Annotated in this window: 13 protein-coding genes and 1 pseudogene; 2 read left to right on the top strand and 12 right to left on the bottom strand. The window is 40.8% G+C overall.

Annotated features, from left to right (window positions below; translation table 11 throughout):
- Positions 1–2: 2 nt before the first annotated feature.
- The 3 genes from TES5_RS02345 to TES5_RS02335 all read right to left on the bottom strand — a co-directional run bounded on the left by TES5_RS02345 (position 3) and on the right by TES5_RS02335 (position 1,892).
- A complete protein-coding gene (locus tag TES5_RS02345) occupies positions 3–482 on the bottom strand; it encodes a DUF2975 domain-containing protein (RefSeq protein WP_068559398.1) in 480 nt (159 codons plus the stop codon).
- A gap of 166 nt (positions 483–648) precedes the next feature.
- Positions 649–1,485 carry a Cof-type HAD-IIB family hydrolase gene (locus TES5_RS02340; RefSeq protein ID WP_068559397.1) on the bottom strand — a complete coding sequence of 279 codons (837 nt, stop codon included), beginning with the start codon at positions 1,483–1,485 and terminating at the stop codon, positions 649–651.
- 23 nt (positions 1,486–1,508) lie between these two features.
- Positions 1,509–1,892: a VOC family protein gene (locus TES5_RS02335; RefSeq protein ID WP_068559395.1), complete on the bottom strand. Its 384-nt coding sequence runs from the start codon at positions 1,890–1,892 to the stop codon at positions 1,509–1,511.
- Between the two features lie 190 nt (positions 1,893–2,082).
- Between TES5_RS02335 and TES5_RS02330 the strand changes: the two genes are divergently transcribed.
- Together TES5_RS02330 and TES5_RS02325 are read left to right on the top strand one after the other, a co-directional pair.
- Entirely contained in the window at positions 2,083–2,997 is a 915-nt protein-coding gene (locus TES5_RS02330; protein WP_198143284.1) for a LysR family transcriptional regulator, read from the top strand.
- 83 nt (positions 2,998–3,080) lie between these two features.
- Positions 3,081–4,022 carry an NmrA family NAD(P)-binding protein gene (locus TES5_RS02325; RefSeq protein WP_068559393.1) on the top strand — a complete coding sequence of 314 codons (942 nt, stop codon included), beginning with the start codon at positions 3,081–3,083 and terminating at the stop codon, positions 4,020–4,022.
- 171 nt (positions 4,023–4,193) lie between these two features.
- Here the strand turns inward: TES5_RS02325 and TES5_RS02320 are convergent, their stop codons facing one another.
- The 9 genes and pseudogenes from TES5_RS02320 to TES5_RS02280 form a co-directional block, all read right to left on the bottom strand.
- Positions 4,194–5,183, bottom strand: coding sequence for a transketolase family protein (locus tag TES5_RS02320; RefSeq protein ID WP_068559391.1), 990 nt, complete (start codon positions 5,181–5,183; stop codon positions 4,194–4,196).
- 19 nt (positions 5,184–5,202) lie between these two features.
- Positions 5,203–6,108, bottom strand: a complete 906-nt coding sequence (locus TES5_RS02315; RefSeq protein WP_068559389.1) for a transketolase — start codon at positions 6,106–6,108, stop codon at positions 5,203–5,205.
- A 79-nt stretch (positions 6,109–6,187) separates the two neighbouring features.
- The gene (locus TES5_RS02310; RefSeq protein WP_068559387.1) at positions 6,188–7,342 is read right to left on the bottom strand and encodes a RuBisCO large subunit C-terminal-like domain-containing protein; all 1,155 of its coding nucleotides are present in this window, start codon (positions 7,340–7,342) and stop codon (positions 6,188–6,190) included.
- Between the two features lie 33 nt (positions 7,343–7,375).
- A complete protein-coding gene (gene mtnA, locus TES5_RS02305; protein WP_068559385.1) occupies positions 7,376–8,449 on the bottom strand; it encodes an S-methyl-5-thioribose-1-phosphate isomerase in 1,074 nt (357 codons plus the stop codon).
- A 13-nt stretch (positions 8,450–8,462) separates the two neighbouring features.
- A complete protein-coding gene (gene mtnK, locus TES5_RS02300) occupies positions 8,463–9,689 on the bottom strand; it encodes an S-methyl-5-thioribose kinase (RefSeq protein WP_068559383.1) in 1,227 nt (408 codons plus the stop codon).
- Positions 9,690–9,705: 16 nt separating this feature from the next.
- Positions 9,706–10,689, bottom strand: a complete 984-nt coding sequence (locus TES5_RS02295; protein ID WP_068559381.1) for an ABC transporter permease — start codon at positions 10,687–10,689, stop codon at positions 9,706–9,708.
- Positions 10,673–12,205: a sugar ABC transporter ATP-binding protein gene (locus tag TES5_RS02290; protein ID WP_068559379.1), complete on the bottom strand. Its 1,533-nt coding sequence runs from the start codon at positions 12,203–12,205 to the stop codon at positions 10,673–10,675. Before TES5_RS02290 ends, TES5_RS02295 begins: the two co-directional genes overlap by 17 nt.
- Positions 12,206–12,308: 103 nt before the next feature.
- Positions 12,309–13,442 carry a sugar ABC transporter substrate-binding protein gene (locus TES5_RS02285; RefSeq protein ID WP_068559377.1) on the bottom strand — a complete coding sequence of 378 codons (1,134 nt, stop codon included), beginning with the start codon at positions 13,440–13,442 and terminating at the stop codon, positions 12,309–12,311.
- A gap of 439 nt (positions 13,443–13,881) precedes the next feature.
- Positions 13,882–14,198 (bottom strand): annotated as a pseudogene (locus tag TES5_RS02280) (transposase); the annotation flags it as partial.

Genomic DNA, 14,198 nt, shown 5'->3' with positions numbered 1-14,198 from the left:
CCTCATATCGTAAAGTCGTTTTCTTGTTTAATTGCGATCGCATTTTGCAGTAATTTTTGAAGGACAGCGGCAAAAACAGCAATCACCATGCAAGCGAAAATGATGATCAAGCCGATCAGGACGATGCCTGGAGCGTCATCCATATCACCCATCATAAAAATGAGCGGCATGAACAGGATGAACAGCCCGCCGATCGCCGCTGCACAAAGTTTGATGTTTTTCAGGACTTGCACCGTCAAATCGGAAAACGCCAAGTTCATATCGATGTAGCCCAACAATTTAAAGACTTGGTGCAGGGCGACGAAATAGATGCCAGCGGATGCATACAGTCCGATCATAAATGGATATTGCAAATAAGTAAGGCTTGGGACCAGTTCGACCAAGAAAGCCGCGATTTCCGGGATAATAAAAATGCAGAGCGCTACTACCGGAAGGCCCATCAGAACGACGACCGCCTTCAAAAAGAATGTTTCTCGTTTCATGTCTACAACACCTCATTTGGATTTGTTACTGTTAGTTTAGCCTTTTATTTATCGTTTCACAATAAATATTTATCCTTTTAATCAATTCTTAAAATATGTGATCGGCAAAAAGCCAGAAGCGCTCAAAAGCGGTTCTGGCTTTTCCAACTAATTTTATTGAGTGTTCCTACAGATATCTTTCAAGCATGTGCGCAATGCCGTCCTCATTGTTGGACAACGTGATTTCGTTCGCGCTCGCTTTCAAGGCGTCGATCGCATTGCCCATCGCCACGCCGACCCCTGCGTAGGCGATGATCGATGTGTCGTTTTCTCCGTCACCGAATGAAATGACATTTTCGCTGTTGATTCCCAGCGGCTGCAGGGATTTATCCAGCGCGAAGGCTTTATCGATGCCCTTGTCGGTGAATTCGAAGTAGAACGGCGCGGAGAAATACCCGCTCACGCGGCCTTCGAACGGCTGCATGATTGCTTTCCAATTTGCTTCCAGATATTCCGATTCCCCTGCGACCAAGATCTTGTGCAACGGGAAATCGACGAACTCGGCGAGGTTGTCCACTTCGCACAATTTGAAATTGCCGCTGCGCGATTCATACTCGATGATGTTCTTCAATCCATGCGGCGGTGCGGTGATCATGCAGTCATAGACGTTGTTCACGTACATGTAATCCTTGTGCGCGACCATCGGCTTCACTTCAAAGTTCGCCAGGTGCGCCAGGATTTCCTTGCCCACTTCGTCGGACATGCTTTGGCTGAACAAAGTCTCATTTGTTGCGCAATCCGTCACGCACGCCCCGTTGTAGGACAACAACAGGCCGTGGTACTGATCCAGTTTTAGTTCCTTCGAGAACCGTTCCATCGCGGAGATCGGCCTCCCGGACGCCAACACGACTTTCACGCCTGATTCTTGCGCTTTCAGTAATGCTTCCCTTGTTCTCGAGCTGATTTCTTTCTGGTCATTCAACAGCGTGCCATCGATGTCCAAAACAATCGCTTTCAGATCCATTCAATTCACCTCATCTTTTATGGTCAAATCGTGATTTCGATTCTGTTTCCTTCCGGATCGCCGATGACCGATTCATAATAGCCGTCGCCGGTCACTCTGCACGGGCTCAACAAAGGATAGCCGGCATCCACCAGTTTTTGCGTCAAAGCATCAACTATGTCTTTGCTGCCTACTGCGATTGCCAGATGCGCGAAGCCTAATATTTCATTTGTATGGGAGCCTTTGATTACATCTTCGCGATGCATGATCTCCAATCTGGCACCATCCGCGAAGGATAAGAAATAGGATTGGAATCCTGATTTCTGATTATGGTACTTTTCACCTGCCGTAGCCTTAAAGTAATCACAGTAAAATTCTTTCATTTTTTCCAAATCCGCAGTCCAAAGACCGATGTGTTCTATTTTCATTTAATAACCTCCTTGATAACTAACGCTAGTATATGCCATTCATCCAAAAATGACAGTCGAAAAGCTTTAGTTGAAATAGATATGTCTATACACTTCCATCCAGCCTCGAATTCGTGAAACAATTCTGTCAAAATCTCTGATTGCCTCTTAACAGTAGGATATGGTACTTTACAGACAGAAGTATTATTGATTGGAGGCGAACCGCATCAACATCGAAAAAATCAAATACTACATTGACCTGGTGGACTGCCGCAGTTTCACGGAGACAGCCAAACGGAACTATGTGTCACAGACAACCATCAGCCAGACTATCGCTTCATTGGAAGAGACGTTCCAGATTCAGTTGATCAACCGCAAAAGAACGCCGATCGAGCCAACGGAAGCCGGCCAGCTTTTCTATGAAGAAGCGCTGGTAATCTGGAAGCAATACCAGAGTATGCAGCAGAAAATGCGCAATTTCCAGAGCAAACAGCGGGAAACCTTATCGATCGAATATTCAGCCATGACAGATATCCAGACGCTTCTTTCCGTCATCCCGGATTTCCGGAAAGAAAACCCGCTCGTCGAACTGAACCTGAACAAGGTGCTTTTGAAGAACATTTCCGACTATCTCGTGAAAGGTATCTATGATGTAGCCATCGCTTTCGACTCCGAATTCGAAGGCAAAAAAGACATCACGACGGTGCCTTTGTACGCCGGCAAATACCAAGCCGTTGTCAGTGCAAACCATACCTTATTTGATAAAGATACAGTTACCCTTGCTGAACTATATCAGCATCCCCTAGTCATGCTGGATCCTTCCGTCATCGGCGTGTCATACGATCTGATGCTGCAGCATGCCCAAAAAAACGGTTATCAGCCACAGATTGCCAAAACAGTGGACGATGTCGAAACCGAACTGTTCGCGATCCGGACCGAAAACCTGATCGGCTTCTTTCCGGACAACTACAATCTGAACTATCCGTCAGACGAAATCCGCATGATTCCGATCGAAGGCTCCTTCCATACATTCGTGATTGCCTTGGGATATTTATCCGCCAATGCCAAGCCAGCTATCCAAGCGCTGATCCGTTCCATCAAAGCGCATTATTCGATTTCCGGATAACCTATTCGCTTTTTGCATTGGATTTTGCTCTTTGTTTCACATATCATAAAGATAGTTAAAAACAGACAGGAGACGATACAAATATGGGTAAATTATTATTGACAGGCGTGGACGGAAACCTTGGAAATCAAGCAGCGGAATACCTTTTGGATTTGGTCGAAAAAGACAAACTGATTTTCTGCGCATACAGCGAGGCTGCTCTAAAGAAATATGCAGACCTAGGGATTGAAACACATGTAACAAACTTCAACCACAAAGACGGCTTGGCTGAAGCTTTCGCAAATGCCGATAAAGTTGCGCTGATTTCGATGCCTTTCGTCGGCGCAAAACGTCAAAACGCACATAAAAACGTTGTCGATGCTGCTAAAGAAGCCGGCGTTCAGCAGATCATCTACACTTCATTGGTCAACGCAGCTGACGAATCCAACCCGAGCGTCGAAAAAATCGACCACATCTTCACAGAGGACTACATCAATGAAATCGGCATGGATCATATTTTCCTGCGCAACTCTCAATACGCTGAAGCCATGGTCACCAACTACTTCACCTTCGTAAAAATGGGCGGAGTCATGCAGAACAACCAGGCTGACGGAAAAATGGCCTACATTTCCCGTAAGGATTGCGCCAAAGCGGTTGCGCATGCATTGTCTACCGACAAATACCACGATGCGGTTCTGAACATCAACGGACCTGAATTGATGACCATCACGGACTTCGTGAATTACGGGAACGCAGCGACCGGCAACAACGTCACTTATCAAGCCATCTCCGATGAAGAAAACTACGCCATCTTTGACGCAATGGGCGTGCCGAGAACGACGGAAGGCGCGTTCAAAAAAGACTCCGAAGCACCCTTCTCTTCTGAAGGCATGGTAACATTCGGAGAAGCGATCCGCCTGGGCAAGATGGACAACTTCACGGATGATTTCAAACTGCTGACAGGCGAAGAAGCCATCACAGTGAAATACATGTTTGAGCACTCTGATGAGTTCCAAGTCGGCGAACGCCATTCGGAAGACAAATAAATCCAATAACTGAAAATGAACGCCACCTCAAAATTGGGGTGACGTTCATTTTTTCTGAAATATTATTCTTTTGATTGTAAAAAATATATTCATACGTTTATGTCCAACTGTGGGATACCTCTTGTTTCAAAAGAAGTTAAAGTACAGTCAGGAAACGATCAACGGATGTAGTTAAACAGCATCATAATCTTCCAAACGAATAGAATCTAAATCTGCTTCACTAAAATTAAGGTTTTTCCCGATTAATTTTTCTACTGCATTAATCAGCGCTGTAGCATCCAACCCGTATTTTTTCATTAAATATGGTTTGGATGCGCCATGGGTGAATTCATCTTGAATACCAACTTTGATAAGTTTCTTGCCGATTTGATTTTCGACCATTACTTCGGCTACCGCAGTTCCTAAACCGCCTATAACTGTATGATTTTCCATTGTAATAACACCGTATTTTGCCTTTTTAATACTTTCAACCACAAGCGGATCATTAAATGGCTTCAATGTTGTGATATGGACATGCTGGACAGATAGCCCTTGGTTTTCTAAATATTTAGTTGCACGCATGGCTTCTTCTGTACATACGCTGCTGGAGAATAATGTAATGTCTGTCCCTTCACTCAGCGTTCTGCCTTTATTAAATTGAGTTGGCTTTAGCGGATTGAACAGGCGAGGTATTTCACCTCTCAGCATTCTTATATAAATGGGACCATTTACCTCCTTTGCAATTTCCAACGCAGATTCTACATCCGTTGCATCCCCGCAATCAAAGATGGTCATATTGGGAATACCTCTAAGCACCGCAACATCTTCAATCGATTGATGTGTAACTCCACCTGGAGTGGTAATGCCCGGAACAAATCCAAGAAGCGCTACTGGAAGATTGGGATAAGCGATTGACATTTCCAACTGATCAAGGGGTCTTCTATAAAGGAAAACAGCAAATGTATGAATTAATGGTCTAAAACCTTCTTTCGCCATGCCTGCAGCCCAACTCAACATATTTTGTTCTGCAATTCCCATTGAAAGATATCTTTCAGGAAATGCTTCCTGAAATTCTTTTATTTCACACGAAGTTCCTAAATCTGCCGACATAACAATGACGTCATCATTATCTTTCGAAAACTTGATTAAGTTTCTTGAGTGTACATTTGTTTCGGTTATCATACTATTCTCCTTTCACAAATTAATATTTGTCATAGAATTTTTTGAATTTGTCATATTCTTCACCTTTTTTTAAGCGAATGAAATGTAAATATGGCTTCTTTTCCTCTAGAAGCGGTATGTCTGTCGTACCAGATGTTTTACATAGGATGACCAAAGGTTTATCTTTTTCACCCTTCGTTGTCGCTTTATTAATTTCCTTAACATCGTGGCCGTTTATTGTAATAACTTTTGCACCAAAAGCTTCAAATCGCTTGTCAATTGGTTCGATGTTCATTACATCCTTCGTTAATCCCTCTACTTGTTGACCATTTACATCGACGAACAATACGAAATTATCTAATTTATAAAATGAGAGCGCTTGGATGGCTTCCCATAATTGCCCTTCTTGTAATTCGCCATCGGACATGAAAACAAATACTCGGCCATCTTCATTTTTCAATTTTCTACTATGCGCAGTTCCACCTGCGGTACTGATAGCTTGCGCTAACGTTCCCGCAGCTGTTTCGAATCCGGGTGTGTGATTCGCGCCAATCATTTCCATTGCATAACCGTCTGTATTGAATTTATCCAAAGCATCTTCTGCCAATCTTCCGCATTCTATCAATGCTGCATAAACAGGTGCAGCGTAGTGAGCTGGGGATATAAACAAACGATCATTTCCAGCACCTAAATCACCATGGTATGCTGCGCCTTGCAAGTATTCCATGTTCTCTCTTGATGGAGCTCCTGGAAACAGGCCGGGCTGCATTGGCGCTTTGCTCTTACTCAAATGCAATACTTTCATGTAAAGCGTAGCTAAAATTTCTGCGGAAGAACAGGCCTGTGCTAAGTAACAACCGTTTCTTTCTAGCGTTAATTTCAAAACATTTTTCCGGATATTATGAGCTGCTTTTTCGACATCCTGATAAGTATAAGATTTCCCCACAATAAATCTCCCTTTCTTAAAAAAATTCTAGCAATGTTTGTAAATACAAAAAATAAAAAAATCAATCCAACTTCAAATCTCAGACATTGCTGATCTTCTCGACTAGCCCACGAAAATATTTACAGTTCTGGATTATATCAGGCCCATGTTTAAATAAGCCTCCTCCTACGAGGAAAATCACATCATTTCCGTATGCTTGCAGCGATTCGGGAATACTTTCAAGACTCATCCCGCCTGCAGGGCAAGGGAAAATCGGCTTCAGATTACCCATCTTTTCCTCTGAAGCGTGCGCTATGTTTATGCATTGTTCACGGCTAAATGAGAAACGGCCGCCAAAGGTTGGAAAAATAGTCCCATCGGCTCCAGCAAGACGGGCGATTTGTCCAAAAAGCGCCTGTTGAGATATTCCGTTATTGCCCAAAACATAACTTCCCTGGAAAGCTGGATGACTTATGATAGGAAGCGCTATGCTATCGTCTTCAGCAATTTGTTTCATAACATCCAGACCTGTAAGCCCAGGCGCAATCATGAGCCCACCTGCCCCAATTTCCTTTGCCAGTCTGGCTCTGTTTACGATTTGGTTGCTTTCAGCAGTAATATTCGGCACATAGATTGTTCTATTTCCTGTTTCTCTATTTGCCCTTTCTACAGCCTCCACACAAAGATGAACTCTTTCCTCAAAAGGAGAAAAAGCCTGATTAGATATACCATGGTCATCCTTTATTATGTCTATGCCCCCAAGTGCAAATTTATACGCAAGATCTGCTAATTCCTTATTGGTCAGACCCATTGGTTTAAGTGCCGTAGATAACAACGGACGATTTTCAACTCCCAACAGCTGTCTTAAGCCCTCTTTGCCATATCTTGGTCCTTTAAAATTCTTAAGCACTGACTCAGGGAGGTCCAGTTTTTCAACTTTTATACCGGGTTTCATACTTATATTCCCAAAAATGACGTTTAAAAGCTGGGTAAACTCATTTGCAGCAGCTTCCACGGGATAACTGATAAATGCTGTATAGCTTTTTTTATCATAGGATTCAAAAGATTCTATTCTTCCTACAATATTATTTGCTATCACTCCTTTTGGAATAAATTCCTCAGGGAATTCTACGGTCTGTTCAATACAAATATCCTTTGCTTTTTCATGAGCTTCTTGTTTATCACCCCAAATTCTGTATATCACAGTAAATCTTTCACAGGGGAGCTGCAGCTTGCTATCACCAGAAAAAAACATTTTTTGTCTCCTTTCTTCTTTCAAAAATTTCTACTATTCAAAAAATTTCTTAAGGCTATTTTCATATGGAGGGTAAGCAATACCTTTTTCTGTAATAATTGCTGTTATTATTTTGTGGTCAGTCACGTCAAAGCAAGGATTATACGTATTGACACCTTCAGGAGCCATAGGCTTCTCGTACCATTTTGAAGTTATCTCTTCCCCATTGCGGATCTCTATTTCAATGCTATCTCCCGTTTCGCATTTTAAATCTATCGTCGATAAAGGTGCACATACATAAAAAGGTATGCTGTAATAATTTGCCAATATTGCCACACCGGAAGTTCCTATTTTATTAGCTACATCACCATTGGCCACAACCCTGTCGCACCCCACCAGAACGGCTTGTATCTTCCCTTCCTTCATAACGATGGAAGCCATATTGTCGCATATCAGCGTAACATCCACCCCTGCCTCTTTCAGTTCCCATGCTGTAAGCCGGGCTCCCTGAAGTAAAGGTCTTGTTTCATCTGCAAACACTTTGAAATCATAACTTTCAGCTTGTCCCAGATAAATAGGTGCTAAGGCCGTACCTAATCCGGATGTTGCTATTGTTCCAGCATTGCAGTGAGTTAGTATTCCCCATCCTGGCTCAAGTAGTGATAAGGCGTTTTTGCCGATCGCCTCACAGACTTGTTCATCCTCCAGGCGAATTTTTTCCGCTTCGTCTTTTAGCGCAGCAATCATTTCTGCTTTTTTATTGTGTTCCTCAGCTTTTAACCTGTCTTCCATCCTATCGAGTGCCCAAAAAAGGTTTACTGCAGTAGGGCGAGACGTTGCAAGAAAATCCTTGCCCTTTATAAAATCTTCAAATAAATTTTCATATGTTTCAGATTGAGATGACTTTGCCCATAAGTATATTCCAAATGCAGCAGCAATTCCGATTGCTGGAGCGCCCCTCACTCTTAACGAATGGATTGCTTCCCATACATCTTCAATTTTCTTCACTTCTAAATACTTCTTTTCATTAGGCAGAAGCGTCTGATCTAAAATAATCAAGGCATTATTGTCGTCATCAAGCCTAACTGATTCAGTGACCGCAACGCCTGAATTTTGAAATCCATCCATGATGCACCTCCTGTCAGATTATGATTTTCTCGATTGAATTTACTATGTTTATAAAATCTCTGCCGTCCTTATAGGAATCCCTCTCAAGGATGAATTTTTTGCCTACTGAAAGACATATTTTCTCTGCCCTTTCCCTTTTTTTTGGATCCTCTATTTCTGTAATATCTTTTACATGAGCAAGCCCGATTATCCTTCTGATTAATTCACAACCTGCAACTGCTGCAGTATCCCGAATGATGCTATCCAAGTAATATTCTTGAAATCCGATATAAGCTGCCGTTTGTTCAGTGACTCTTTTTTCCCATAGTTTATTGAATTTCGCTTTGAACAAGTTCACTACATCCACAATCGTTTCTCCAAGCCATGATTTATATTCTTCTCTTTCATTAGGGTTTTCTATACGCGCTTCCGCATTTTCGTATGCAAAAATCAGGTTTGCGATCACATTACCGACGTCATAACCTGCAGGCCCATAAAAAGCGAATTCAGGGTCGATTATCTTTGTTGAATCCTCCTTTATGAATATAGATCCTGTATGAAGATCGCCATGCACAAGAGTTTGAGCGTTATTCATGAATTCAAATTTCAACTTTGCAGTTTCCAAAAGTAATTTGTCATCTGACCACAGTTCCTTCAGTGCAAATTCTCTTATAGCATGAGTCACATCATTTCTTTCACAGTCATAGAAAGGTTCTGTGTACACCAGATTTTCCGTTATTTCGCATAATTCAGGATTAATAAAGTTTTTCACTAATTGCTTTTTCTCTTTATGATCCAAGACAACATCTGAGTTCAAGAGTAATGTATTGGCCATAAAAGTAGCTATGTGCTCCGCAAATAGCGGGAATTTTTTGTGCTCATGAAGAGCTGCACGCATGATCTTGTGGTCTGACAAATCCTCCATTACCGTACAGTTCATGACAGAATCATACTTAAAAATTACAGGCACAAATCCTTCTGCCAGAGTGTGCTGAATCTTCAGGATATCGCTCTCTATTCTATTTCGGTCCGGTGAAAGTTTAAAATCATCGGAAATTCTCGCGATTGGTCCAGCCTGTTTAATAATCACTGCCTCACCTGAATTCGCATCAATAATTCTGAACACATAATTTAAGTTGCCATCTCCGATTTCTTTGCAACTGAGCATAGATTCCGGATTGAACAATCCCAATTCGGTGATTGCATATTCCAAGGCATCGTCCTCATTCATCGTAAAATAACCTTCTGTGAATTTTGACACATTCCCTACCTCCAGTTTATTTTTTTCTCCAATAGGTAAGGGCTAAAGCAAAAGCAAGTACAAGCCCCTTCACTATGTCCATGGAATAATATGGAACGGACATCATAACGAGTCCGTTCTGAAGTATTCCTATCAGTATGGCTCCTACAAATGTTCCCAGCACATTAGGTTTACCGGAGCCACCAACAGAAAATCCAATGTATGCAGCCGCTACTGCATCCATAAGATATGCTGATCCTGCATTTATTTCAGCAGTCTGTACTCTGGACGCTAGGATGATCCCTCCAACAGAAGCAAAAAACGCAGATATCAGATATGCATACACCTTATATTTTTTCACAGGAATTCCTGAAAGTCTTGCTGCTTCTTGATTTCCCCCAATAACATACATATATCTACCGTGTTTTGTTTTTGTAAGGAATACGTGAACAGTGATCACTATGGCAACCATTATTATTATTATCCATGGCACCTGGCCCAATTTTTTGAAAAGTTCAGTTACGTTCCCTTGTGCAAAATTACCATCAGGCATAATCATATTTTTAGATACTGTAGCGCCTCTTGTATAGGTCTGTGCCACACCTTGAAATATGAACATGGTAGCTAGTGTCAGCAGCATATCCGGTATTCTAACTTTTACTATTAGCAATGCGTTTATCGCACCCATTATTAGTCCAACTCCCAGAGCAACAAGTATGGATACCCATGTAACCTGGTTATACCAGACAAACATCGATAGTACTACCGCGTCAGCTACAGACGCTACAGAGCCTACAGACAAGTCAAAACCGCCTACTGTAAGCGAAACTGTAACACCTACGGCTATAATTGTTACGATTGATATGGACCTTAAGATATTGATGATATTTTCTGGCTGTAAAAAAGAACTCTCGACTATGCCAAATATCATTATCAAAAGAAAAATGGTAATAATCGTCCCGAATTTATATAAGTAATCAAAAACTCCACTATCAATCTTCTCTTTATATTTTAATTCCATAATTTCCTCCCCCTGTAGAATAAAACAACACTTCTTCTTCATTTGTACTAGCAGTTTCAAACTCCTTTGCAATCTTTCCGTCGTATAATACATAAATCCTATCTGTTATACCCATGATTTCTGACAGTTCGCTGGATGCATAGATGATTCCTTTTCCTTGCGAAGCCAATTTACCTATCAGGTTGAATATATCTCTCTTCGCCCCTATATCTACTCCTTTTGTTGGTTCGTCGAAAATAAATATCCTGGCATCGGCATCCAACCATTTACCAATTACAACCTTCTGCTGATTTCCGCCTGAAAGTAATCCTACTTTACATTTTTCATCTGTAGTTTTTATTCCTAGGCCTTCTATGGATTTTTTTGCAGCGTTTACTTCACCTTTAAAATCTAAGAATCCGGCAAATTTACTGAATTTTTCTATATTGGCTGAAGAAATGTTTGTTGTAATGGGTTCTTCCGCAAATATTCCTTCTTTGCGTCTTTCCTCCGGTACAAAAGCAAGTCCGTTCCTTACTGCATAATAGGGACTTTTTAAATCAAGCCTCTTACCTTCCAGTAGAACATCACCTGATATCACCTCAGCATCTCCGAACAAGGCTTTACACAGTTCTGTCTTTCCTGCTCCTACCAAACCTGCTATCCCAATTATCTCTCCTTGATTTAATTGAATAGTTATATTTTTCAATTTATTTTTATCAGTCAAACTGACTGCCTCAAATATTGTCTTTCCAATTTTTCTCCTATTTTCCGGGAATATATCTTCAAGTTTCCTTCCCAGCATATCCTCGACGATTTCATTTTGCGTAGTTTCAGATATTTTTCTGTTTGATACTATCTTTCCGTTCCGCATAACCGTCACATCGTCGCAAATCTGAAATAATTCAGGAAGTCGATGAGATATAAAAATGACACCCACACCTGCAGTTTTCAAATCGTTTACTACGCGAAATAACTCTTCAGTTTCCAAATTGCTTAAGGGTGCTGTTGGCTCATCCAAAATAAGCAACTGACATTTCTGATGTATTGATCTTGCAATGAGAACCATCTGTTTTTCTGCAAGAGTCAATTCATCTACTTGCTTTTTTGTGTTTATATCTAAATTTAATTTTCCGAGAACATCCGAGGCTTTCCTATGAATTTCCTTCCAATTAATGAATACCCTCTTTTCCATATTATTAACCATATCGTCAAGCATAATATTTTCTGCCACAGTTAAATTGGAGATAAGGGCTATATCCACTTCCTGATAAACAACCTGAATCCCTAATTTTTTTGCATCTGATGGTGTATTAATATTTTTCTTATCGCCATTGATATAGATATCCCCTGAAAAAGAATTATTTGCCCCTGACAAAACTTTCATCAAGGTTGATTTCCCTGCACCATTGGCACCAACTACCGCATGAACTTTTCCCGTTAAAGAGATAAAATTAACATTTTCCAATGCTTTTACTCCAGGAAATTCTAATGAAATATCTCTCATTTCTAAAAGCGCTGAATTAAAAGTGCTCATTATGCATCCGCTCTCCTGTAATATCTAATTTTGATTAATAGTTTCATACTGACTAAATAAAATGGCCAGTGAATCTTCACAGCCTCACTGACCACTTAATATATTATTTTGAGTTTTCTGCTTTTAACGTTGTCATCCAGGGTTCTTCGAATGCTGTTGTTTCTCCCCAGCCAGGTATCACTTCAGACAAAGTTTCCATAGTTATGGTTTCTCCACTATCTTCAAGTTTGTCTTGTGTTATTAATGCAGCCTCTAAATCATAATATTTCGGTGTGCTTTCTCCTGCGATTTTCTTAAGTAAGATTCTTGTGTCAACTGCACCGATAAGTTTTGGATCTACTGCAGCCGTACTGACCCATGTACTGTTTTCTTCTTGCATAGCCTGCAAGTCTGCATTCGACACATCAATACCATATATCTCGATTTCATCACGGCCAGCTTCTTTCACAGCACGTTGAGCACCTATAGCAAAAGCATCCCAAGAAGCATAGATTGCATCAATCGTACCCTCCGGGTGTTTAGCAAGCATTGCAGCTACAGCATTTTGAGTCTGGACTGATGTATCGGATGCTGCAATACCGAATCTTTCCACTTCATTGATTCCAGGGTATTTTTCCAACAATACTTCATATACCCTATTTCTATTGACCATTGGAGGAAATCCATCTACCCACAAATAAATTATATTTGCTTCTCCATCATGATCCTGAATAAGATTCTTTAACGAAAGGAGTGCCAATGATTCATCATCCTGCGAAGTCAGTGTTACTCCGTCTATCTTAGCTGCTTCGGGATTAGAATCGAATGTAACTACAGGTATACCTTTATCAGTGATTTTTTTTATATCCTCTAATGTTGCTTCATCATCGCCATGAGATATGATAAAACCATCATAATCCTTTTCTGCGGCCTGATTGATTGCATCATGAAATTTTGCGCTGTCTCCATTAGCGCTATAGGTGTCCACCGTTATTCCCAAAGACTCGCCTTCTTGTGTCACGCCTGCGAGGAATTGCGCAGTATGATCATCCCCTCCGATTTTTCTTATGACCATTATTTTAATTTCATCATCGTTCGCTATCGTTTCTGGTATAATCGCAGAACTTTCTTGAGTTGTACTGTTGGTGCTTGTTTCCTCTAATGTATTTGCGGCATCTGTATTCTGAGAGCATCCTGCAAGCAAAAATAACCCGGCCATCGATATTGTTAATGCTGGTAATAAAATCTTCTTTTTCATATAATTTCTCCTCCATTTTGTGATTATTCATATGCCTTATCCATAAGCTCAAATCTAGTTATAAAATTTTTTTGACTCCTTGAACGCTGAAAATAAAATAATAAACACAAACGAATTTACTCTTTTCTAGTAGTTTGTTAATTATTTAATGCAACATCAAAAGATTAACATGATTCTTAGTTTATGAATAACACGTATTTCCGAACAAAAATGATAGTAATTTCCGAACACACTTTTGTATAATTCGTTAACTTTTTTCAGAAATAACCACTAATTATCCATAATTTACTTAGCAACATTCCTTCTGTTTTTATGATTTAAAATAATGAAATCCGACAATTTTTTCACTGTGCCTCATTAAATAATGCCTGCTGAATAAATCCCTATTTTTAGCTTACGGCTTCATTAGAGGTTCAATTCTAGGGGAGCTCATCCATTGGATGAAAGTCAAAAAAATGCGCAATGAAACCTTGGACAGGTTCATTGTAAGGATGGATAAAGCAATCACACAGAGACTGGTCTCTTCAAGGCGTGTTCGAATAAGCCTGAGCCCGAACTTTCTTTTCGCCAGGCTGAAGCCTCTCTCGACCTCTACTCGATCGCAGTTGTCGCTGTATTCTTGTTTTTTGTCAATCTTCTGATCCTTCTTGGGCCTGCCGAGCGACGGGCCGGATAATCGGATTCCGAGTTCTTTGCAGTAGCTTAAGTTTGTGCGATTTCGGTATATTTTATCCGCCAAAACTCGTTCAGGATACA

The sequence above is a fragment of the Trichococcus sp. ES5 genome (assembly GCF_900067165.1).
In the GTDB taxonomy this organism is placed as follows: domain Bacteria; phylum Bacillota; class Bacilli; order Lactobacillales; family Aerococcaceae; genus Trichococcus; species Trichococcus flocculiformis.
The sequence above is the reverse complement of the archived record's forward strand: the minus strand, read 5'-3'. Positions and strand labels throughout refer to the sequence as shown.

Bases quoted from the DNA above. Each gene is read 5' to 3' on its own strand.
- TES5_RS02345 (WP_068559398.1), bottom strand. From the start codon at position 482: ATGAAACGAGAAACATTCTTTTTGAAGGCGGTCGTCGTTCTGATGGGC.
- TES5_RS02340 (WP_068559397.1), bottom strand. From the start codon at position 1,485: ATGGATCTGAAAGCGATTGTTTTGGACATCGATGGCACGCTGTTGAAT.
- TES5_RS02335 (WP_068559395.1), bottom strand. From the start codon at position 1,892: ATGAAAATAGAACACATCGGTCTTTGGACTGCGGATTTGGAAAAAATG.
- TES5_RS02325 (WP_068559393.1), top strand. From the start codon at position 3,081: ATGGGTAAATTATTATTGACAGGCGTGGACGGAAACCTTGGAAATCAA.
- TES5_RS02320 (WP_068559391.1), bottom strand. From the start codon at position 5,183: ATGATAACCGAAACAAATGTACACTCAAGAAACTTAATCAAGTTTTCG.
- TES5_RS02310 (WP_068559387.1), bottom strand. From the start codon at position 7,342: ATGTTTTTTTCTGGTGATAGCAAGCTGCAGCTCCCCTGTGAAAGATTT.
- mtnA (WP_068559385.1), bottom strand. From the start codon at position 8,449: ATGGATGGATTTCAAAATTCAGGCGTTGCGGTCACTGAATCAGTTAGG.
- TES5_RS02295 (WP_068559381.1), bottom strand. From the start codon at position 10,689: ATGGAATTAAAATATAAAGAGAAGATTGATAGTGGAGTTTTTGATTAC.
- TES5_RS02290 (WP_068559379.1), bottom strand. From the start codon at position 12,205: ATGAGCACTTTTAATTCAGCGCTTTTAGAAATGAGAGATATTTCATTA.
- TES5_RS02285 (WP_068559377.1), bottom strand. From the start codon at position 13,442: ATGAAAAAGAAGATTTTATTACCAGCATTAACAATATCGATGGCCGGG.